This is a genomic window from Larkinella knui (assembly GCF_003858645.1).
Lineage (GTDB): Bacteria > Bacteroidota > Bacteroidia > Cytophagales > Spirosomataceae > Larkinella > Larkinella knui.
The window spans coordinates 1,868,947-1,891,334 of record NZ_RQJP01000001.1 but is presented as its reverse complement, the minus strand read 5'-3'; the positions used below and the strand labels follow the sequence as shown (position 1 = coordinate 1,891,334).

Annotated in this window: 14 protein-coding genes; 5 read left to right on the top strand and 9 right to left on the bottom strand. The window is 55.6% G+C overall.

Annotated features, from left to right (window positions below; all coding sequences use genetic code 11):
- Window positions 1–22: 22 nt before the first annotated feature.
- Together treY and EHT87_RS07680 are read left to right on the top strand one after the other, a co-directional pair.
- On the top strand, window positions 23–4,252 hold the full coding sequence (gene treY, locus EHT87_RS07685; protein ID WP_124905444.1) for a malto-oligosyltrehalose synthase: 4,230 nt from the start codon (window positions 23–25) through the stop codon (window positions 4,250–4,252).
- Between the two features lie 121 nt (window positions 4,253–4,373).
- The gene (locus EHT87_RS07680; RefSeq protein WP_124905442.1) at window positions 4,374–5,147 is read left to right on the top strand and encodes a 3-hydroxybutyrate dehydrogenase; all 774 of its coding nucleotides are present in this window, start codon (window positions 4,374–4,376) and stop codon (window positions 5,145–5,147) included.
- Window positions 5,148–5,159: 12 nt separating this feature from the next.
- On the opposite strand, the gene EHT87_RS07675 is transcribed toward EHT87_RS07680, so the two are convergent.
- The gene (locus EHT87_RS07675) at window positions 5,160–6,896 is read right to left on the bottom strand and encodes an alpha-amylase family protein (protein WP_124905440.1); all 1,737 of its coding nucleotides are present in this window, start codon (window positions 6,894–6,896) and stop codon (window positions 5,160–5,162) included.
- Between the two features lie 182 nt (window positions 6,897–7,078).
- Between EHT87_RS07675 and EHT87_RS07670 the strand changes: the two genes are divergently transcribed.
- Window positions 7,079–7,768: a DUF421 domain-containing protein gene (locus EHT87_RS07670; RefSeq protein WP_124906083.1), complete on the top strand. Its 690-nt coding sequence runs from the start codon at window positions 7,079–7,081 to the stop codon at window positions 7,766–7,768.
- Window positions 7,769–7,776: 8 nt separating this feature from the next.
- Window positions 7,777–8,472 (top strand): DUF421 domain-containing protein, encoded by a 696-nt coding sequence (locus EHT87_RS07665; protein ID WP_124905438.1) that lies wholly within the window; start codon window positions 7,777–7,779, stop codon window positions 8,470–8,472.
- Window positions 8,473–8,484: 12 nt separating this feature from the next.
- Here the strand turns inward: EHT87_RS07665 and treZ are convergent, their stop codons facing one another.
- From treZ to EHT87_RS07640, 5 genes are all read right to left on the bottom strand, one after another.
- Window positions 8,485–10,341: a malto-oligosyltrehalose trehalohydrolase gene (gene treZ, locus EHT87_RS07660; RefSeq protein WP_124905436.1), complete on the bottom strand. Its 1,857-nt coding sequence runs from the start codon at window positions 10,339–10,341 to the stop codon at window positions 8,485–8,487.
- Between the two features lie 6 nt (window positions 10,342–10,347).
- On the bottom strand, window positions 10,348–11,955 hold the full coding sequence (locus tag EHT87_RS07655; protein WP_124905434.1) for an alpha-amylase family glycosyl hydrolase: 1,608 nt from the start codon (window positions 11,953–11,955) through the stop codon (window positions 10,348–10,350).
- Between the two features lie 56 nt (window positions 11,956–12,011).
- Window positions 12,012–12,317 carry a plasmid stabilization protein gene (locus tag EHT87_RS07650; protein ID WP_124905432.1) on the bottom strand — a complete coding sequence of 102 codons (306 nt, stop codon included), beginning with the start codon at window positions 12,315–12,317 and terminating at the stop codon, window positions 12,012–12,014.
- Window positions 12,318–12,692: 375 nt separating this feature from the next.
- Window positions 12,693–14,156 carry a RagB/SusD family nutrient uptake outer membrane protein gene (locus EHT87_RS07645; protein ID WP_124905430.1) on the bottom strand — a complete coding sequence of 488 codons (1,464 nt, stop codon included), beginning with the start codon at window positions 14,154–14,156 and terminating at the stop codon, window positions 12,693–12,695.
- A gap of 13 nt (window positions 14,157–14,169) precedes the next feature.
- Complete coding sequence (locus tag EHT87_RS07640) at window positions 14,170–17,283, bottom strand: SusC/RagA family TonB-linked outer membrane protein (protein WP_124905428.1); 3,114 nt, start codon at window positions 17,281–17,283, stop codon at window positions 14,170–14,172.
- A 321-nt stretch (window positions 17,284–17,604) separates the two neighbouring features.
- Here EHT87_RS07640 and EHT87_RS07635 point away from each other — a divergent pair, with 321 nt between their 5' ends.
- Window positions 17,605–18,579, top strand: coding sequence for a glycosyltransferase family 4 protein (locus EHT87_RS07635; protein ID WP_124905426.1), 975 nt, complete (start codon window positions 17,605–17,607; stop codon window positions 18,577–18,579).
- On the opposite strand, the gene EHT87_RS07630 is transcribed toward EHT87_RS07635, so the two are convergent.
- The 3 genes from EHT87_RS07630 to EHT87_RS07620 are packed head-to-tail and all read right to left on the bottom strand — an operon-like array spanning window position 18,485 to window position 22,387.
- Window positions 18,485–19,558 (bottom strand): glycosyltransferase family 9 protein, encoded by a 1,074-nt coding sequence (locus EHT87_RS07630; RefSeq protein WP_124905424.1) that lies wholly within the window; start codon window positions 19,556–19,558, stop codon window positions 18,485–18,487. The two genes, EHT87_RS07635 and EHT87_RS07630, sit on opposite strands and share 95 nt — an antisense overlap.
- A 58-nt stretch (window positions 19,559–19,616) precedes the next feature.
- Window positions 19,617–20,591 carry a glycosyltransferase family 2 protein gene (locus tag EHT87_RS07625; protein ID WP_124905422.1) on the bottom strand — a complete coding sequence of 325 codons (975 nt, stop codon included), beginning with the start codon at window positions 20,589–20,591 and terminating at the stop codon, window positions 19,617–19,619.
- Window positions 20,588–22,387 carry a carbamoyltransferase family protein gene (locus EHT87_RS07620; protein ID WP_124905420.1) on the bottom strand — a complete coding sequence of 600 codons (1,800 nt, stop codon included), beginning with the start codon at window positions 22,385–22,387 and terminating at the stop codon, window positions 20,588–20,590. Before EHT87_RS07620 ends, EHT87_RS07625 begins: the two co-directional genes overlap by 4 nt.
- Window position 22,388: the final 1 nt, after the last annotated feature.

The following is a 22,388-nucleotide window of genomic DNA, read 5'->3' as shown; positions in this document are numbered from 1 at the left end:
CGAAAGGCTCTACTTCATAACTATGACTAATCCGATTTCTACGTATCGCATCCAGTTTCATCGCGATTTTACCTTTAAAGATTTCGAAAAAATAATTCCTTATCTGAAAAAACTGGGCGTTGGCACCTTGTATGCTTCCCCCATTTTTGAATCGGTGGCGGGGAGTCAACACGGCTACGACGGCGTCAACCCACACCGCCCCGACCCGGAAATCGGCACCGAAAACGCCCTGAAAGCCATTAGCAAACAACTCCGCAAAAACGGCATGGGCTGGCTGCAGGACATCGTTCCCAACCACATGGCGTTTCATCATCAGAATCCGTGGCTGATGGACGTCCTGGAAAAAGGCCCCCGGTCGCGGTTTGCCCATTTTTTTGATACCGTCTGGACAAGCCAGCTTTTTCACGGACGGCTGGCGGTGCCGTTTCTGGGTGGGCCGCTGGAGGAAGTGGTTACCAATCAGGAGCTTACAGTGGCTTATCAGGACGGGCGGTTTGTTCTGCAATACTACGATGCGGCTTATCCGTTGCAACTCCGTTCGTACCCAACCGTTTTGCAGGCCGTCGACCGGCCCATACCCGATTCGATGCAGCAGTTGCTCGATCAAATCAGTCAGATTCAGCAGGTTGAAGAGCCGGAAGCCTACGCGTTAGGGATGAACGAGTTCCGGCTGCAGCTGACTTCGTTACACAAAAATCCAGCGATCAAAGCCTATATCAACGCGTGCCTGAAAGCCCTCAACCAGCAGCCGCAGCGAATCCGCCAGTTGGCTGATGAACAGGTTTACCAGTTGAGTCATTATCAGGTTACCGACCAGCGGATCAATTTTCGGCGCTTTTTTACGGTCACGAGCCTGATTGGCCTGAACATTCAGGACGACGATGTTTTTTCCTATTTCCACCAGCGAATCAAAGCCCTGCTGGACGAAGGCGTGTTCAACGGGTTGCGCATCGATCACATCGACGGATTGTATAATCCGACCCGCTACCTGAACCAGCTCCGGGAGCTGGTGGGTGATAAAACCTATATTGTTGTTGAAAAGATTCTGGAACCGGGCGAACCGCTTCCGGATGCGTGGCCCATTCAGGGCACCTCCGGTTACGAATACCTGTCGCTGGTGAATAATGTATTTACCCAGCCGGAAAGCAAAGCCGCTTTTACACGGTTTTACGAGCAGATTGTCGACGACAACACGCCCATTCCCCAGCAGATTCTGAACAAAAAAGCCTTTATTCTCCACCAGTACATGAAAGGAGAACTGGACAATTTGTGCCGGTATTTTCTCGAATTGAATCTGGTTGACGAGAACGAACTGACCATTCTGCCGCCAAAATCCCTGGAAGCCACCATCGGAGCGTTTTTAATTTACTGTCCGGTCTACCGGTTTTACGGGACCACTTTTCCGCTGGAAGAAAAAGAAGGTGCGGCTGTTCAGGAAATGCTGAATCGGATCTGGAGTCAGAAACCCGACCTGGCGACGGCGGTGAGGCTGCTGGAGGCAATTCTGCTGAAAAAACCGCAGGAGGCCGATGCCGGGTATAATCAACGGGTGGCCCGTTTCTACCAGCGATGCATGCAGTTTACCGGCCCGCTCATGGCCAAAGGGGTGGAAGACACCCTGATGTATACCTACAACCGGTTTATCGGCCACAACGAGGTGGGTGATTCGCCGGAACTATTTGGCCTCCTGCCCGCCGATTTTCACCAGGCCATGCAGGACCGTCAGCAACGCTGGCCGCTTGCGCTCAACGGCACATCGACCCACGACACCAAGCGGGGCGAGGACGTGCGGGCGCGCCTGAACGTGTTGACCGACCTGCCCGACTGGTGGCTGACTACCGTGCGGGAGTGGCAGCAGTTGAACGCCGATTTCAGGACGAATGGCATGCCCGATGCCAACGACGAGTATTTTATTTACCAGACACTGGCAGGAGCGTATCCGATGCCCGGTCAGGACGCGGATGATTTTGAAAACCGGATGGAGCAGTATCTCGAAAAGGCTTTGCGAGAGGCCAAGCGCCATTCGAACTGGAACACCCCCAACACCGATTATGAAGAAGCGGCCAAAGCCTTTGTCCACCACCTACTGAACAAAAAAGGCGCTTTCTGGAAAAGTTTCCGGAAGTTTCATCAACAGCTGGCCGATTTTGGTATAATCAATTCGCTGGCGCAGGTCGTCCTGAAAACGACCTGCCCCGGGGTGCCCGATATTTATCAGGGGTGTGAATTGTGGGATTTGAGCCTGGTGGATCCCGACAACCGCCGACCCGTCGATTATGAACAGCGTCAACAGTGGCTGGATGAATTGACCAGGCCCGATTCGGAGTCAACGGACACGCTGTTGGACGACCTGTGGCAAAACCGGTATGACGCCCGAATCAAGCTCTGGCTAACGCAGGCCCTGCTTAATGAACGCAGCCAGCAGCCGGAACTCTTCGCGGAAGGGCAGTACATTCCGCTGGCGGTTGAAGGGCGGTATAAAGATAACGTGCTGGCTTTTGCGCGCCGACACCGGCAAGCCTGGCTGGTGGTGGCCGTGCCGTTGCATCCGGCTACGATCAGCAGCCAGCAGAACAAGCCCGTAACGGCACTGGACTGGAAAGACACCCGGCTCGTTCTGCCACCGGATGCACCCGATGAATGGAAACACGTTTTTCTGCCAACCAGCGGAAAAACAACGAACGGTCTGGCCGTGAAAGACCTCTTCAGGCATCTGCCGATGGCGGTCTTGAAACTTCAACCGGCTTTTACGGATCGCAGTGCTGGCTTACTGCTGCCCGTGAGTTCCCTGCCTTCGGCTTTTGGTATCGGCGATCTGGGTCCGGAAGCCTGGGCTTTTGCTGATTTTCTGAGCCGCAGCCGTCAGCATTACTGGCAAATCCTGCCGCTCAATCCCACGGAATCGGGCACGGGCCATTCGCCGTACAGCACCTATTCCAGCATGGCCGGAAACACCCTGCTGCTGAGCCCTGAATCGCTGGCGCAGGACGGGTTGCTGGATGCAAAGGCGTTGCTGAAACAGAAACTTCCGACCACCGATCGGGTGGATTATGGGCGGGCGGAACAGCTTCGGGAGGAGCTTTTCGAAAAGGCGTACCGGACTTTTTCTGCGTCGGAATCGAGCCCGTTGTCAAGTCCGTTCCGGGAATTCTGCCAGCGCGAAGCCCACTGGCTCAACGATTTCGCACTGTACATGGCGTTGAAACAGCAGCACGCCGGTAAGCCCTGGTATGCGTGGCCGGAAGAATACCGCCTGCGGCAACCGGACGCGTTGCAATCGTTTTCGGACACCCAGGCGCAAGCCCTCGATAAGGTACGGTGGTTGCAGTTTCTCTTCAGCCGGCAGTGGCAGCGTCTCAAAACCTATTGCAACAACCTGGGCATTCAGTTGCTGGGCGATTTGCCGTTTTACGTTAGCTATGATTCGGCGGATGTCTGGTCGCATCCGGATATTTTCAGTCTGGACGAATCGGGCCAGCTGCTCACCGTGGCCGGTGTACCGCCCGATTATTTCAATTCGGATGGGCAGCTTTGGGGTATGCCGGTTTTTCGCTGGGATCGACTCCGGGAACGCAACTACGATTGGTGGATTCGGCGCATCCGGAAAAATGCGGAGCTGTTCGATCGGGTGCGCATCGACCATTTTCGCGCCCTGTCGGCGTATTGGGAAGTGCCCGCCGGGGAAAAAACCGCCATTCGGGGGGCGTGGAAACCGGGTGCGGGACCTGATTTTTTTCACGTCCTTGAAAAAGAATTAGGAACGCTGCCGCTGGTCGCCGAAGATTTGGGCGAAATTTCGGAGGATGTCTATCAACTGCGGGATACGTTCGGGCTGCCGGGGATGAAGGTTATCCAGTTTGCGTTCAGTGATGAGCTGCCCGTATCTCCGCACATTCCCCACAACTATACGCCGAACTTTATTGCCTACACGGGGACCCACGACAACAATACGACGCGGGGCTGGTATCGCGAAAGTTTGACGAACGAACTTCGTAAAAAAGTGGCTCAGTATGTCGGAAAACCGGTATCCGAGAAAAACGTGCATCTGGCGCTGGGCCAGTTGGTTTACGCTTCGGTGGCCAAAACGGTTATTTTACCGGTTCAGGATGTATTGGGACTCGACGAAACCGCCCGGATCAACACCCCGGCGGGAACGGAAAATAACTGGCTCTGGCGGCTCTTACCGGATCAGCTGGGCGAAGAGGCCGAAAGCCTGCTTCGGGAGTGGGCAACTTTGTATAATCGGTGGTGAAATCCGGCCGGAATCGTAGTTTTGTAACGTACCTACGGACTTCAGTCCGTGAGGTCCAGCGACTGACTGGCTACCTGAAAATTCAGGATCGCACGGACTTTAGTCCGTAGGTACGGAAATCATGAAAAAAAGAACCGTCCTGATTACCGGCAGCACCAGTGGAATTGGGCTGGCAATCGCCAAAGCATTTGCCCAGCAGGGGCACAATCTTATTTTTAACGGGCTCGAACCCGACGGTCGGCAAATTGCCGAAGCCGTGGCGAATGAACACCAGATCGAGTACGTATTTGATCCGGCCAATATGCTGCACCCCAAAGCCCTGCGGACGCTCGTCAGGCAGGGCGAACAACGGTGGGGAACCATCGATGTGCTGATCAATAATGCCGGGATACAGCACGTCGCGCCGATTGCCGATTTTCCGGAGGAGAAATGGGAGGCCATCATCGGGATTAACCTGACGGCGCCTTTCCACCTGACGAAAGCCGTGTGGCCCGCCATGAAAAATCAGCATTTCGGTCGCATCATCAACATTGCCTCGGCCCACGGCCTGGTGGCTTCCGAGTTTAAAAGTGCGTATGTAGCGGCCAAACATGGGCTGATCGGCTTGACCAAAACCGCTGCCCTGGAAGGGGCAACCTGCGGCATTACCGCCAATGCGATCTGCCCCGGTTATGTACGAACCCCGCTGGTGGATCGCCAGATTGCCGATCAGGCCGTGGCGCACCGGATCTCCGAAAGCGATGTTATCGAAAAGGTCATTCTGGCTAAACAGGCCCTCAAGCAGTTTGTGCCGCCCGAGTCCATTGCCGCCCTGTGTTTGTTTCTGGCCTCGGATGCGGCCGCTACCCTGACCGGCGCGGCCCTGCCGATCGACGGCGGCTGGTCTGCGCAGTAGCTCTCGGGCCTGTTATTTCAAGCGAAACCAGTGGTAACCATAGCCCGCCAGCTGGATGGGAAACTTGCCATCGTTTTCCCGGCGGTTTTCGCTGTTATCCAGTAAGCTAACGAGCGTTCGGCCGGTTTTCGACTCCGAGTTGAGCCGGAATTTCTGCGCATCCGGGCTGAAATTATGGAGCATCAGCAACGACTTGCCTTGCCAGTCATACCGGATCGCCAGCACGTGTCGGGATCCCGTATCGATGAGTTTCCAGTTTCCCCAGCCAATTTCGGGACAGGCTTTGCGCAGCCGGGCGAGGGCCGTAATCCGGTGGAGCAGCGAGGTCGAATCGGCCAGCTGACGGTCCACATTCACGGTTTGATATCCATAAGGCCCCTTGCTGATGACGGGGCGCACGGTTTTCGCCGTTTTCGAAAAACCGCCGTTGGGCGCATTGGACCATTGCATGGGCGTCCGGATCGACAACCGCTCTTTCAGCGTCAGATCGTCGCCCATCCCGATCTCTTCACCATAGCGAATAACCGGGGTGCCCGGCAGCGAAAACAGCAGGCTGTAGGCCAGATCGATCAGGCGACGGTCGCCCAGCATCGGAGCCAGCCGACGCCGGATGCCCCGGTCGTAGAGTTGCATGGTGGAATCGGGACCGAAGCGGGCGTAGACTTTATCGCGTTCTTCGTCACTAAGCCTTCCGAGGTCGATTTCGTCGTGGTTCCGCAGAAACTGCGCCCACTGCGCCGTCGGCGGAATGTCTTTGGTGTCTTCCAGGGCCTTGGCCAGCAAGTTGACTTCACTGGTTGCAAGGGCGTAAAAAAGGTGCTGGTTCGCAAAAAAATTAAACATTGTCTGCATACCCTGCCCGTCTTTTCCGAAATACGGTTCCTGCTCTTTCGGATCAACGTTGGCTTCGCCCAGCAGAATGGCGTCGTTCTTGTGCCACTGAACGTATTGGTGGAGTTGGGCAATCATATCGAACTGATGTTCAGGATGATCGGGGTCGAATTCGGCATTGGCAATTTCGATCTGGAACGGAACCGCGTCGACCCGAAAACCGGCTATTCCCTTGTTGAGCCAGTAGCGGACGATTTTCCGCGTTTCCTGCATAACGAGTGGGTTCTGGGTGTTCAGATCGGGCTGAAAATCGTAAAAACGGTGGTAAAAGTATTCGCCAGCCTGTTGGTTGTAGGTCCAGATTTCTTTCTGCACCCCGGGAAAAACCATGCCGGAATTCCACTTTTTGGGCCGCTCCTTCGACCAGACATACCACGAGCGGTACGGGGACGACTTGCTCTTGATGGCTTGCTGAAACCACGGATGCTGGTCGGACGTGTGGTTGGTAACCAGGTCCATCATCACTCGAATCCCGCGTTGATTGGCCTGACGCATGAATTCAGTAAAGTCCGATTCGGTGCCCAGATGCGGATCGATACCGTAAAAATCGCTGATGTCATAGCCATCGTCGCCGTTTGGGGTGGGCTGAAAGGGAGCGAGCCAGATCGCATCGACGCCGAGGTTTTTCAGGTAATCCAGTTCCTGCGTGAGCCCTTTAAAATCGCCAAAACCGTTGCCGTCCGTATCTTTAAATACCTCGACATCCACGCTATAAATGAAGCTGTTCTTATACCATAACTCCTGGATGAAATCGGTTGGAACCGGGGCGGGTTGGGCCTTATCGGAGGTGGCTTCCGTTTTCGTATTCTGGCAGGCCATCAGCAGATAACCGGCCAAAAGAAACGCGATGAATTTCATAAACTGAAAAATAGATTTTCGAATTACTGATCCTAATCAGGTGAATAACCCGGTTGGCGGGTTTTTTCTTTTTTTCCCGATTGTCTGGTCTTCCGGTAGCTACTTATTGCCCTATTTGTAGATATAGAATAAATTTTTCCGGAATGAGAATCAATTCGGATCAACGAAAAGTTACGCACGGTATGAAGAAAGAACAGATCCATCTGGAAGACTGGCAACGCATTTTAATCGGGAATGCCCCTGCCGAATTTTTGCTGGAGGTTTTTATCCGAACCTTTCTTATTTACTTTATCCTCCTGGTTATTATGCGCCTTCTGGGAAAGCGGATGAACGGGCAACTCACCAACCTGGAAATGTCCGTCATGCTTACCATGGGGGCCATTGTTGCCCCGGCCATGCAACTACCCGACCGGGGCGTGTTGTCCGGAATTGTGGCCCTGATTGGTGCGCTGACCTTTCTGAGAATGACGAATCTGGCCGGTTTTAAAAGCAACAAAGCCGAAAAACTTATTCAGGGAACGGAAACCGTGTTGATCAAAGATGGCATTCTTCAATTGGAAACAATGGCCAAAAACCGCCTGTCTCACCAACAGATTTATGCCGCTTTGCGAAGCAGTAATGTCTATAATTTAAGCAAAGTAAAACGGTTGTATCTGGAAGCCTACGGTTTGTTTAGTACCTATCAGAACGAAGGTGAAAAACCTGGGTTATCCGTGTTACCGCCAACCGATACCGAAATTGAAACGATTCATCAGACTGGTGATTCTAACACGCTGGCTTGTAGCAATTGCGGTAATACCGTTCCGGCAACTCCCCGGCCGGACGCCTGTGCGCTGTGTGGGGCCGATCAGTGGGTGAGAGCGATTTTGTAATGTAGCGAATGGAAAAGGAGGAGATTCATTTAAAAGACTGGCCGCGGATTCTGGTGGGTGAAGTTCCCGGTATTTTTTACGTCGAAATCCTGATTCGGGTGGCGGCTGTTTACCTGATTCTGGTGGTTTCGATGCGGCTGATGGGCCGGCGAATGGCCTCCCAACTCAGCCGGAACGAGATGGCCGCCCTGATTTCGCTGGCGGCCGCCATTGGTGTTCCGATTCTGGACCCCAACCGGGGCATCATCCCCGCCGTGATCATTGCTTTGGTGGTGATTTTGGTGCAGCAACTGATCTCGTACTGGGCCGCAAAAAATGAACGATTTGAAGGTATCTCGCAGGATATCGTGAGTACGATGGTGGAGAATTCGGTGCTGCAACTGGACAATATGAAAAATGCGCGATTGACCCGTGAATTGCTGTTTGCCCAGCTCCGTTCGAGTGGTTTGACCCACCTGGGCAGCGTCAAGCGTTTGTATCTGGAAGCCAACGGGGCTTTTACGTTGATTCCGCACCCGAAAACCCAACCGGGTTTGTCGATCCTGCCCGAATGGGATACGGAATTTGTGGCGCAACAGCATCAGGTTCCCGGCATGCTGGTTTGCCACCATTGCGGTAATTTACAAGCGAAAACCGCCAACGACAAAGCTGGTAAAACCTGCTCCAATTGTGGAAAGCAAAAGTGGGTTCCCGCCATTCAGTAAACCACGCCCGGTTTAGTCCGGGCGAATGATATGACCGCTATAAATCGAAACACTCCAGGGCGGCAGGGTGAGCGTCTGTCCGGGCTGAGCCGTTGTTGGAAGGAGTTGGTCATCAGCGGGTTGAGTAGGCTGCCAGTGCGGTTCTTTCGAGTCCAGGATCTTATTCCAGGAATGCGTCCAGGTGGGCATTGCATACGATACGGCCTCGTCGGAGAGATTAAACAGGCAAAAGAAATGGCATTGGCCGTCCGCGCTTTGCCGGTTTAAAACAAAACCGGCTTGCCCCAGAACCGTTACCGCGATAGCGTTTTTGCTGATGTTTTGCAAAACCGGCTCCGTACGACGCAGGTCGATCAGTTTCCGGTGCCAGTCCAGAATGATCCGGTGCTTGCCTTCGGTGCGTTTCTGCCACTGCAACTTCGAGCCGGTAAACGTCGCTTCGTCGAACGGGTCCGGTGGCTCGGCATTCCAGCCAAAAATCGAAAATTCCTCTTTACGCCCTTTCTTGACAGCCTCGATCAGCTCTTTTTCGGAATGGTCGACAAAATAGAAAAAAGGAGATTCATCGGCATATTCCTCCCCCATGAACAGCAGGGGCACATACGGCGACAGAAAGACGGCGGCTGTGGCTACTTTTAACTGCTCGAAGCTAACCAGCTGGCACAACCGTTCGCCACCCACGCGGTTGCCCACCTGATCGTGGTTGAGGTTGAAGGCAATAAACCGATCGCCCGGAACGCCCGCCGACGAAGCCCCAAATTTCCGTTTTCGAAACGAAGCATATTCCCCGCTGAACACAAAACCGTCGGTGTAGGCTTTGGCCAGCTGTTCCATCCGGCCAAAATCCGAATACCGCTCTTTCCCGTTGGGATCGATCAGCACATACAGCGCATGGTGAAAATCGTCGAGCCACTGGGCATCGAAGCCAAAGCCGCCCAGTTCGGGCGTTTTGATGACCTTTGTGCTGTTCAGATCCGATTCGGCCACCAGATACAGCGAACGGCCCAGCTGCTGTTCCAGGTGTTTGACCTTATGATGAATGAGTTCCCAAATCGATACCGCACCCGTATCGAATACCGCATGAATCGCATCGAACCGGAGGCCATCGATGTGGTATTGCTCAAACCAGTGCAGCGGGTTGTTGGCAAAATAGTCACGCACACCGTCGGCCCATAATCCATCGAAATTAAGCGCATCCCCCCAGGGCGAATGGTATTTGTCGGTAAAATACGGTCCATACTGGCCGAAATAATTGCCTTCCGGACCGATGTGGTTGTAGACTACATCCAGAAAAACCGCTATTCCGCGGGCGTGGCAGGCATCGACCAGTTTTTTGAGTCCGTCCGGACCGCCGTAGGAATTCTGGACGGAATACGGAAAGACGCCGTCGTAGCCCCAGTTATGGCTTCCGGCAAACTGACAAACAGGCATCAGCTCAAGCGCGTTTATGCCCAGGTCCACCAGATCGTCCAGACGCGGAATGATGGCTTCAAAGGTGCCTTCGGGCGTAAACGTGCCCACGTGTAGTTCATACAGAATCAAATCGCGAAAGGGCAGGCCCCGCCAGTTCTGGTCGTGCCAGGCAAAGGCCGCGTGGTCGACCACCGCCGACGGGCCGTGTACGCCGTCCGGCTGAAAATGGGAAGCGGGATCGGGACAGGCTGGCCCATCGTCCGGCTTGAAAAAATACCGGGTATCCGGCGCAATGTCATTGACTTCGACGCGAAAATAACCCCATTCAACGCGTTGCATGGCAATCTGCCGTTCGACCGGCTCAACCAACTGCAAGGTCATACTTTCTTTTTCCGGAGCCCAAACCGTAAAAACGCACGGGCCGTCACCGGTGTACTTCGCACCTAGTATTTTCATGCTGGATTAATCAAGTCGCACGATAATTCCTTCATCCCCGCCCAGGTTGATTGCTTCGCCCACCTCATGGCCCTCCAATTCCGGGAAGGTAGCGATTTCAACGACGCCTGTCAACGAAGGGTCCTGGGATTTAAAATAGCCGGGTCGGTGGCTCAAATTCAGCACAACCAGAAACCGGGCATGGCCAGCCGCCTGGCGGATATAGGCAATGAGTTGCGTATCCGAATAAACCGGCAGGTACTCACCCGTCATCAGCGACGGCTCCTGCTGACGCAGCGCAATCAGGCGTTTATACAGCGAGAGCATGGAGTAGGGGTCCTCTTTTTGCAGCTGAACATTTTCGCGCGCGAAATTTCCGGCCAGCCGGAGCCAGGGTTTGCCGGTGGTAAAACCGGCATTTGGGCTGGCGTCCCACTGCATGGGCGTTCGGGCGGGGTCGCGGCTCAGGTTCTTGTCGGGCATGTTCAGTCCCTGCGGGTCCTGCACCTCTTCAAACGGAATGGGCACATCGCGCATCCCAATTTCATCGCCGTAGTAGATGGTTGGAGTGCCTCGCAGGGTCAACAGCAACAGAGCCGCCACCCGGGCCTGTTCCCGACCCACGCGGCTGGTAATCCGGGGCTGATCGTGGTTGCCCAGCACCCAGTTGGGCCAGCCGTCTGCCGGTAAAAGCGCTTCGTACTGGGCAACGGCTGCTCCAATCTGGCGGGCTTCCCACGGCAGGAGCAGCAATTGAAAATTGAACGGCAGATGGGCACCTTTTCCATTGATCCCGTAATAGGCCACCAGCTGGTGGATGGGCAGATAGATTTCGCCGATCATCATGCGTTCGGAATAGCCGTCCAGCACCTCCCGCATTTGTAAAACCAGGTCGTGTACCTCGGGCTGATCGGTGGAATACACCGGCAAAAGTTGCTCGTAGGTTGCCATGTGCGGCTTGTAATCGGGGTTGGGCGGGTTGTCACGCAACTGGTCATCTTTGATCATGTGCCACATCACATCCACCCGGAAGCCATCGACGCCTTTGTCGAGCCAAAACCGCATCACGTCCAGCATGGCTTTCTGCACCGCCGGATTGCGCCAGTTGAGATCCGGCTGCTCTTTCAGAAAACCGTGGTAATAATACTGTTGGGTAGGTTCGTCCCATTCCCAGCCACTGCCGCCAAATACGCTGAGCCAGTTGTTGGGAACCGACCCGTCGGGGAGCGCATCGTGCCAGATGTACCAGTCGCGCTTGGGATTGTTGCGCGACGACTGGGATTCCAGAAACCACGGGTGCTGGTCGGAGGTGTGGTTGGGCACCAGATCCAGAATCAATTTCATATTCCGCTGATGGACCTCCGCCAGCAGCGTGTCGAAATCGGCCAGTGATCCAAACAGGGGGTGAATACCTTGATAATCAGAGATATCGTAGCCGAAATCGGCCATGGGGGATGGGTAAATGGGGGAAAGCCAGACGGCCGTAACGCCGAGCCATTTTAAATAATCAAGGCGTTGCAGAAGGCCCGGCAGATCGCCGATACCGTCGCCGTTGCTGTCTTGATAAGACCGGGGATAAACCTGGTAAATAACACCTTTCTGCCACCAATAATGGGTTTTCTGACTTTCCTCCATGCCTGTATGCGCTAATCGAACGTTGGTTTAAGGGAATTATAGAACGGATTTACACCTTAACGTTCCGCGTTTTTCTTGCGGGTTGCGGCTGCTTTCCGGGCCGACGCCGAACGCTCTTCGGGCGAGCGGGAAGCCGAAGCGGCTCCGCCTTTTTTCCCGCCAACCTGCGCCGGTTCCGTGTTGACGCCCTGACCCCGACCCGACCCGCTCTTTTTGCCTCCGCCCGACGATTTGTTCACCGTCGCCCAGGCCCGGCGTTCGGCTTCGTCGTCGGGCACTCCGCGTTCTTCATAACTTTCCTCAATGTGTTCGGCTTGCCGTTTTTGCTTATCGGTGTAAGCCGATTTGTCTCCTCGTGGCATAGTTGTACATGATTTGGTTCAGAACTACCGTTTCGTCGCCGGTGGTCGGAGTCGCCGGTTCATCTCGTACCTGTGCAGGCAACCCGCTTCACATACCGGTCGTTTCTGGCAATAAACTACGTTCGAACCATTATGTTTTGCCTGGAACCGGTTTGGTTTGCCGTAACGCCGACATGCGTTCCGGAGGTCACTTTCGTCCTGTTGGCTACAAAGTCCTGCTTTTCAGGGCGATTCGGCATGCTGGGATGAACGCGAAAAAAACACGTTTGTCAACCAAAAAATACGGTTGCCCGGTTTACCAGGCAACCGTATTTTAAAGTGGTTATTCCCTCCAGCTAGTAAAGAAACAGCATAGGGGATGGAGAGTCTGCCCGGTCAATAGCCCGGATTCTGTTGCAGCAGGGCGTTGTTGTTAATCTCGGTTTGCGGAAAAGGAAACAGCAGGTAATTGGCGTCCGGGGTGTTGCGCTGTTGCCGGATCAGGTCCAGTGCCGTGACGGGATGGCTCACCGTTGGCGTTGCCAGTTCCTGCCGCGCATACCGGAGCAGATCGAACCAGCGTTCGCCCTCAAAAGCCAGTTCCAGCCGCCGTTGCCGGTCGACTTCGTTCCGAAACGCCTGTTGCGATGTCAGATTGGCCAGCGTCAGTGCTGGTAAACCCGCCCGCGTTCGAACCGCATTCAACTGGGTCAGCGCAGCCTGATTCGGGCCGTTTTGTTCGTTGGACGCTTCGGCAACCATCAGCATCACATCCGCCAGCCGCAGCACGTAGTAGTTGTCCGGGCTATTGAAAGCGTTGGGATTACTGCGCCATTTATACACGAAATAACCGTTGTCGTTGGCATTCGACGACCGGGACACGACAAAGCTGGCGTGGTTTCGGCCCGCCGGGGTGACTTCACCCGTAAATTTCCACCGCAGATCGGTGTTCGTATCCGCATACTGGATCAACTCGTTGGTGGGGATGTTGAATTTCGGAAAAGAATACGTCGCCGGGGGCGAAGGCAGCAGCAAATCCGGCAGAATAAAACCGCCGTCGGCATTCCCGGCAAACTGCACTTCAAAAATCGATTCGGATTTATTCTCCGGCGGAAACAACTCATTGAAATTGGGCATCAACTGGTACAAACCGCTGGTCAGTACCTTGTTGGCGGCTATCACCGTTTGCGCCCACTGCCTTTGCGTTAAAAATACCCTGGCCTGCAAGGCGTTAACCGCCGTTTTAATGACCCGGATGCGATTGGCTGCCGGACTGCCGAAATTGGCTGCCGTGAGCTGTTCGGCCCGTTGCAAATCACTGACAATTTGGGCGTAGACCTGTTCGGGTGGTGAACTGGCGAGGTTGACGATGCTGTTTTCACCGGATTCGGTAGGCTGAAGCCGCAGCGGAACGCCCCCGTAGAGACGAACCAGGTTGAAGTAATGCAGCGCCCGCAGGAAAGAGGCTTCGCCCAGAATCTGGTTCCGGCGAACGGTATCCATCGCGATAGTCGGCACGTAGTTCAGCACCGCGTTGGCCCGGTTGATGCCGATGTAGGCGGCCTGAAAAACGTTGTTGACCTGGCTGGTCTGGGGCGTCCAGATGATGCGCTCCATCGCGTTGACATCGCCGTTGGTGCTGGTCGCATTGTCGGACGGCATTTCGCCCACCACGTTCAGATCCTGGCCGTAGGTCCCGCCCTGTTGCAGGGCGTCATAGGCCGCCGTGAGGGCCGACTCGGCATCATCGGCATTCTGGAAAAAATTTTCGGGGGTAATGCTGGGCAGCGGGGTTTTGTCGAGGACCTGACAGGCCGCCAGAAACAGAAAAGGAACGCAGGCAAAAAATATCTTTTTCATGATAAGAAATCCGTTAGAACGTGACGTTAATACCGGCGGTGTAGGTCCGGGCCTGGGGATAGACGCCGTAGTCGCGGCCAAAACCGACCGACGAGAAAGGGTCCGCGCTCACCTCGGGATCGTAACCGGAATAGTTGGTAAACGTGAGCAGATTCTGGCCCGTCAGGTAAACCCGGATGCTGCTGACTTTGGCCCGTTGCAGGGTTTTGGCCGGTAGATTGTAGGCCAGCGTCAGGTTTTTCAAGCGGGTGTATGTGCCACTTTCCACAAACCGGCTCGAAAACCGGTTGTTCTGGTTGGGATCGTACCGAACCGCCCGTGGCACGTCCGTCGCCGTGTTGCCGGGACGCCAGCGGTCGAGCACCCGCGTGGTTTGGTTGAACGGGTCGGACAGGCCCTCGATACTCATCCGGTTCTGGTTGTAGATATCATTTCCGAAACTGCCCTGAAACAGAAAACTGAACTCAATGCCCCGGAAGGTGAAGGTGTTGGTCAAGCCCGCAAAAAACTGGGGATTGGGATTTCCGATTACGGTCCGGTCGTTGGCATCGATCACGCCATCGTTGTTGAGGTCCGCAAAGCGAATGTCGCCCGGTTGCGGGTTATTGGGTTGGGTAGCGGCCTGGCTAATTTCGTCGGTCGACTGGAAAATTCCCCGAACCACGTAGCCGTAAAATGCGCCCAGCGGATCGCCCTTGCGGGTAATCGTGTAATCGCCGATAATCTGCCGATCCACTTCCTGCCCGGTTTCGTTCCGGAGCGTTCCAATGTCCAGCACCTTGCTGCGGTTCAGACTCAAATTGAAGTTGGTCGTCCAGTTCAATCCACTGCCTTCGTGCTGGATGTTGGTGCTGTTGATTCCGAGTTCAAGCCCTTTGTTCTGAATATCGCCGATGTTCTGGATAATTTGCGGATTCTGCGCCCCCGCGTTGTAGGGCAGCGGTACGTTGGTCAGCAGGTTGGTCGTCCGCTTGAGGTAGGCGTCCACCGTGGCCGTAATCCGGTTGCTGAACAGGCCCAGGTCAACGCCCGCATTGAACTGCTTGGTGGTTTCCCAACTCAGGTTGTTATTGCCGATTTGCTGGGGTGAAATGCCACCCTGAATACCGCCCGTTCCGGCATAATTGGCCCCTGAGCCGTAGGTGCTAAACCGCTGATATGCCCCAATTTCCTGGTTGCCGTTGGCCCCGTAGCTAAGTCTCAGCTTCAGGTCGTTGATCACTTTTGACTGGGGGAAAAAGCTTTCGCGCGATGCTCGCCAGCCGAGCGAAATTGCCGGGAAATACCCAAACCGGTTGCCCTCCGCAAACCGGCTTGATCCGTCGGCCCGCAAGCTGAGGGTGGCCAGATAGCGTTCCTGGTAATTGTAAATCGCCCGCGCAAAAAAGCTGAGCAAACCCCACTGATCCTGGTAGCTGGAGGGGGCCGTAAACTGCGTACCGGCGGTCAGATACGGCACCGCATTCGATGGAAAACCGGTAACCGAAGCTCGGGACGTAAACCGGTCGGATGCCTGGACCGACTGCCCGGCCAGCAGCGTCAGGTTGTGGTTGTTGCCCAGATTCGGGTCGTACGTCAGCGTGTTTTCCCACAGCCAGACGATCTGCTGATTGGTGGCCGTACTGGCGCTGCCCCGGGTCGCCGGGCTGGCGTTCTGGGTTCCGGGATAGTCGCGGCTGATGAACTGGTTTTCCAGTTGTGTCCGGAAATCCAGACCCAGCGAGCTTTTCAGGGTTAGATTTTTCAGGATGTCCAGCTCGCCATAAACGTTCCCGATGACCTGATAGATGAGGGCCCGGTTGTGGGTTTCGAGCAGGTTCCCCACCGGATTGTCCAGTTGCTGAAACGGATTGGTGCCGTAGCTGCCGTTGGGGTTGCGCACGGGAATGGTCGGAATCTGCGCCAGTGCGCCGAGAACGGTACCGGAGTTTTGCAGACCAAGTTCGCTGCGAACGCTGGTGTTGTTGTTGGTCCGGCTCAGGTTCAGACTGGCCCCCATCCGGAAGCGGTCGCCCATCTGCTGATCGAGGTTCAATTTAAAACTATACCGATCGAAACCGGAGTTGAGCAAAATGCCTTCCTGGTTGAAATAACCGCCGGAAAGGTAATATTTCGTCCGTTCGGTACCGCCACTCAGGCTGAGCTGGTAGTTCTGGATGGCACCGGTGCGGTAGACCGCATCCTGCCAGTCGGTGTTGTAGGGAAGGGTGTCCAGGTTGGAAAACGCGGGGGCATTCCCGGCGGCCACCTGGGCTTCATTGAAATAGTCACCAAATTGCCGGGCGTTGAGCAAATCCAGCTTTTTGCGCAGTTGCTGAACCCCGTAATACACATTCAGACTCACCTGGGGTTTGCCGGTTTTACCCCGTTTGGTGGTAATGACAACCACGCCGTTGGAAGCCCGCAGCCCATAAATAGCCGCTGCGGCCCCATCTTTCAGGACGTCGATGGACTCGATGTCGTTCGGATTGATCGTGTTGAGCGGGTTGGGTCGCTGGTTGCCGATGCCGAGTTCCTGGTCGTAAGTAGGCAGCACCTGAACGCCATCGATGACGTAGAGGGGCGAGTTGGTGAGACTAATCGAGTTATTCCCCCGGATGCGGATGTTGATGCCCGCGCCGGGTGCGCCCGTCGGAGCGGTCACCTGAATACCGGGTGCCTGCCCCTGCAACGCCTGATCGAAGCCCGCAACCGGTTGTCGTTCAATGGCCTGGGAGCCCACGGAGGTCACGGCGGTGGTGAGTTCCTGCCGTCGCTGCGTACCGTAACCCACCACAACCACCTCCGACAACGCCTTGACATCAGCTGCCAGGGTGACATTCAGGGTCGCGCGCCCGCTGATCGGTATTTCCTGCGTTACAAAACCGATGAAACTGAAAACCAGGGTGCCATCCGCAGCGGGTAACCGGAGCGAGTAGTTTCCGTTGACATCGGTCGTCGTACCGGTTGTGGTCCCTTTCAGCAGGATGCTGACGCCGGGTAAGGCGTCGCCGTTATCGCCCACAACCTTGCCTGAGATGCTTTGAGCCAGCGAACAGCTCACGGCAAAAAAAACGCATAGAACTAGTAGTACGGTTCGTTGCATGGATCCGAGGGCCGGTTCACGCATTCGTAGTAGATTTTTCATAGAGTTTTCAACGTAAATTCGATTCAATCACCCCCACACAATGGATTTAAGCCAGTTGTTACACCGAATTCAAGCGTCAGCCCGATTAAGCCAATCGGCACCATACCGACTCCCATAGCCGTATTGTACTGGTTTCTCAACAAACCGGACCCGGGAAAGCAAAGGGTGGTGTACAACGAAATAGTGAGGATTTGGACCGACGCAAATCCGCTGTAAAAAAGGTCGGAAACCGGGCGTTTGGTCCATTGCCTTATTTCCCGCCAACCCCGCGTGAGTCCCTACGCATCCGGGGGTTAATAATGACTACTTACGGGTCTGAAAATGCAAAAACTGACTATTCTCATCTGGCACATCCACGGGGCTTACCTGACGGCCATTACCCAAACCGAACACAACTGGTATCTCCCCACCAAACCCGGTGGCCCGGAAGGCTATGTAGGCCGGGGTGTCGATTCATCACTGCCCGACTACGTTCGGGAAATTCCCGCCGAGGACGTCCGCCATCTGGACCTTGACCTGATTATTTTCCAGACGCCCCAGAATTACCAGACGGACCAGTTTGAGATTCTGTCACCCCGGCAGCTGCGGTTGCCTAAAATCTACCTGGAACATAACGCGCCGGAACCGCACCCGACCCACTCACGGCACCCGGTGGCCGACGACCCGGAGGTGGCACTGGTACACGTGACGCATTACAACCGGCTGATGTGGGATAATGGCCAGACACCCACCACCGTCATCGAACACAGTGTGGCCATCGACCCCACCATTCGCTACAGCGGACAACGCCCGGAAGGAATTGTCGTCATCAATGAAATGCAGCGCCGGGGACGGATGGCCGGTTTTGACATTTTCGAAGACGTCCGCCAGCACGTGCCGGTTACGGTGGTCGGGATGAAATCACAGGATATTGGTGGACTGGGCGAGATTCACTACCGGTATTTACACCGGCGCGTGGCCGACTACCGGTTTTTATTCAGTCCCATGCGGTATAGCAGTTTGCCGCTGGCGGTAATCGAAGCCATGACCATCGGCATGCCCATTGTGGCGCTGGCGACCACCGAATTGCCTACGGTAATCGAAAATAAGGTCCACGGCTTTGTATCGTGCGATCCTGCGGAACTGGTCGAACAGATGAACTGGTTGATCGAGAACCCCGCCGAAGCCAGACGCATGGGCGAGAAGGCCCGCCAGCTGGCTCTCAGTCGTTTTGGACTGGAGCGGTTTGTGCAGGACTGGAACCGGCTGTTGAATGCGGTGGCTTTGCGGCCAGCAGGTTCAATGCTTCGTCGATAACCCGCCGGGAGTCGGTGGCTTCTGCTTCGCGGACGGCCCGGTGCAACTGCTGATTCAACGGTCCCCATTCGTCGGGCCGTGAGGTGGAATAGATAATGACACTGGGGGTTTTAAGAGCGGAAGCAATGTGCGAAACGCCCGTGTCGTTGCTCACCAGCAGGGCGGCCCGGCTCAAAACCCAACCGATGACACCCAGGTCGGTTTTTCCGGCCAGACTGATGGCCGGCGCTTTCATGCGGCTCCTGACGTCCTCGATGATGGGGGCTTCACTGGCGGTTCCGGTTAATACCACCGCGTAGCCGTTCGCTGCCAGGGCATCGGCAACTTCGGCAAACCGGTATTCGGGCCAGCGCCGGGCCGAAATACCGCCCGCATGAATGCAAACGTAGCGGTGAGGCTTTAGCGACTGTAGCTCGGACACCTGCCGGGCGCGCTGGCTGTCGGCTTTGGTAAGCGGAAATTCGAGGTCGTAACCCTGGCCCGGAATACCCAGAAATTCCATGAGCTGCACATGCCGCCGGATTTCGTGCTGCCCTTCCAGATACGGCCTGTAAAACGTAGAATCCAGGCAATACTGCGGTAAACTCTCCGGATAATAACCTGCCGTCAGGCGGGCACCCAGCAGCCCCATCATCGGATTGACACAGGTGCCGTTTCCTTGCAACTGAAGCACGACATCGAATGCTTTTCGTTGCATCCGTTGCAAAAACTGCGTGGTTTTTTGGGCGTCGACCGCCTGTTCGGGCAAACCGGGCCAGCCCGGAAACGGGATGAAAGTATCCAGATACTGCGGAAAGCGTCTCACAAAATCAACGGCCCACGGCAAACTGATGAGGCTGATGCGGGCCTGCGGAAAGGCGTGGCGCAGCGCCCGCAAGGCGGGGATCGATACCAGCAAATCGCCGAGTTTAATGGCCCGGAAAATGGCAATGGTTTCGGGCGGGCGGCCCAGTGCGGCCGTGATTTTATCAGTATCCATTGGTTAATAAACAGATTATAATTTTCTGAACCCGGCTGGCGACCTGACGTAAACCGAATCACCAGTACAACGCCCGGTATTTGATGGCTCCAAAAAGCCGCCAGTAAACCGACAGAAAAGGCGTCACTGCCGACGTTAGCACCGTCTGCCCGAACTGGCTGAACGACCAGGCCGTTCCCCGCAAACGCCGGCCGGTTAACACCAGCAACAATACGCCCCAAATCACCAGCGCAACCGTTGCCGGAAGCAAATTGCCCGCCAGCCACAGGCCGGTTCCTGCCAGAAAACTGAGAACGAACAGGTAATACAGCAGCACCAGACGGCGGTATTTCGGAATGCGTTCGCGGAACAGTTTCGGATGCTGTTTGTAGAGCAAGGCATCATAGGCATTCTTGCGTTCGTCCTTCAGGCAAGCCCACCACGGCGCTTTCCGGCAGGGATGCACAATGACAGCGTCCCGGTTTTTAGTGATGGAAATACCGGTTTCCAGCAATCTGAACTGCAGGTCGCTGTCTTCCCGCCACGCAATATCGAACCGTTCGTCGAGGCCGCCGACCTGTTCCAGCACCGACCGTCGGCAGAAACAGTTGGCGGTCACAAATTCGGCTTCTTCCAGCATCGCCACAATCCGTTCCTGGTCGGTTGGGGGTGTATGAATCGGCACCCGGACGTGTCCGGACACGACGTTCGCACCCTGTTGAAAAGCCACCAGGGCCGCTTTGAGCCAGTTTTCGTCTGGAATGCAATCGTCGTCCGTAAAGGCGATGATCGGTCCCGTCGATGCCCGCCAGCCCCGGTTTCGGGCGGCTGCGGGGCCCCGTCGTTCAGGCTGACGGAGGTACGTAAGGCAGACAGCACTGTTCCGGGCCATCTCTTCAACAACCCGCCGGGTTTCGGCATCGGCCCCGTCGTCGACCACGACGACTTCAAAGTGATCGTGGTCGAAATCCTGACGCATCAACGCTTCCAGGCAGCGTTTCAGCAATACCGGTCGCTGGTAAGTGGGAATAACGATGGAGATCAGGGCGCTCATTGGATTATGACACCGGTCCATTCCTGATTTTCTTTGCGGACTTCCCGGCCCTGCCACGGGGCTGTTTCGTTGGGTAAACGCTGTTTGGTCAGCATAAAGGACCCAATGACCAGCGCATCCAGCGGAGAGGTCCAGAAGGACTCGATGGCATCGCGGGGTGTACAGACGATCGGCTCTCCGCGCGTATTGAATGAGGTGTTGATCAGCACCGGAACGCCCGTTTGCCGGTAAAATGCGTTGATCAAATCGTAATACAAAGCGTTCTGCTGCCGGTTGATGGTCTGAATTCTGGCAGTGCCGTCCGTGTGCCGTACGGCCGGAATGAGGTCGGCTTTTTCGGGGCGGATGTCGTTGATAAACAGCATGAACGGCGATTTTCGGGCATCGACGAAAAACGCATCTGCGCATTCTTCCAGCACCACCGGTGCCACCGGCCGGAAGTCTTCGCGGTCTTTCAGATCGTTCAGGCGACCTTGCATTTCGGCGGGAAAGGGGGCTGCCAGCAGCGACCGCGCACCCAGCGCCCGGGGACCAAATTCCGCTCCAACCTGGTACCAGCCAATGATATGGCCGTCGGCCAGGTAGTCGGCAACCTCTTCCGCGACGTTTTCCAGCCGTTTATACGGTAATTTCGACCAGTTCAGAAACGATTCAATTTCGGTGTCGCTAAACGCCGGGCCGAGGTAAACGTGGTCCATCGTATAAGCCCGTTCGTTCGTCCGGCGCATCTGGGTATCGATCCAGAGGGCGGCACCGAGGGCGGTTCCGGCGTCACCGGCGGCTGGCTGAACCCAGATGTTTTTGAACGGGCCGTGGTCGCGCAGCCGGGCGTTCATAACGCAGTTCAAGGCAACGCCACCCGCCAGGCACAGATTTTCAGCACCGGTTTTTTCGTGGAGCCAGCCAATCAATTCCAAAACCGTCTCTTCCAAAACCGTCTGGACCGAACTGGCTATGTCGAAATGCAGGGCTTCCAGCGGCTCGCCTTTGTCGCGGGCCGGGCCAAATTGCGCTTCCAGTTGCAGGGGCGCAATGGCATAGCGTCCGTTTTCCTGAAGTGTAATCAGGGATCGGAAATAATCAGCGTAAACCGGTTTGCCAAAGGACGCCAGTGCCATGACTTTGTATTCGTCGGACGAATGCAAAAAGCCCAGATACGTAGTCATTTGCTCGTATAACAAGCCCAGCGAATGGGGGAGGGACACTTCGCCGATCAGCGTCATCTGGTTGCCTTCGCCGAGCCAGTAACTGGTCGAAATGGCTTCACCCCGGCCATCGAGCACCAGCACGGCGGCTTTTTCGTAAGGGCTGGGCAAAAACGCACTGGCCGCGTGCGATCGGTGGTGGTTGACGAAATGCCAGCGGTACGGCCCGTTTTGCCGGGCTCCTTTAAACCGTTTGGCCAGATGCAGGGGAACGCCGTCGACCAGATGGCCCGGCGCGTTCAGGATCGACGACAGGAATAAACCGTCGTAGGGATTCATCCAGCCAGGGAGGGACGTCACCCCCGGACGAAGCGGTATCTCGACGGTTTTCTGCCCCTGTGGTGCACCGGGGAAAATTTCGGGATCAAACGAGTAAGCAATATGATCGATGTCAACCAGGTTGATTCCCGCGGTTTTTAGACAGAAATCAATCGCGTGATACGGCAATTCGTAAGTGGAAAATGGAATGGGCCGTTTGCCGTGCTTGACGTGCGTGAAGCGCTCTTCTTCCGCAGCCGCCAGTACGACGCCATCTTTGACCAGAACGGCCGCCGGATCGTGGAAGGCGGCATTAATACCTAAGGTGTACATA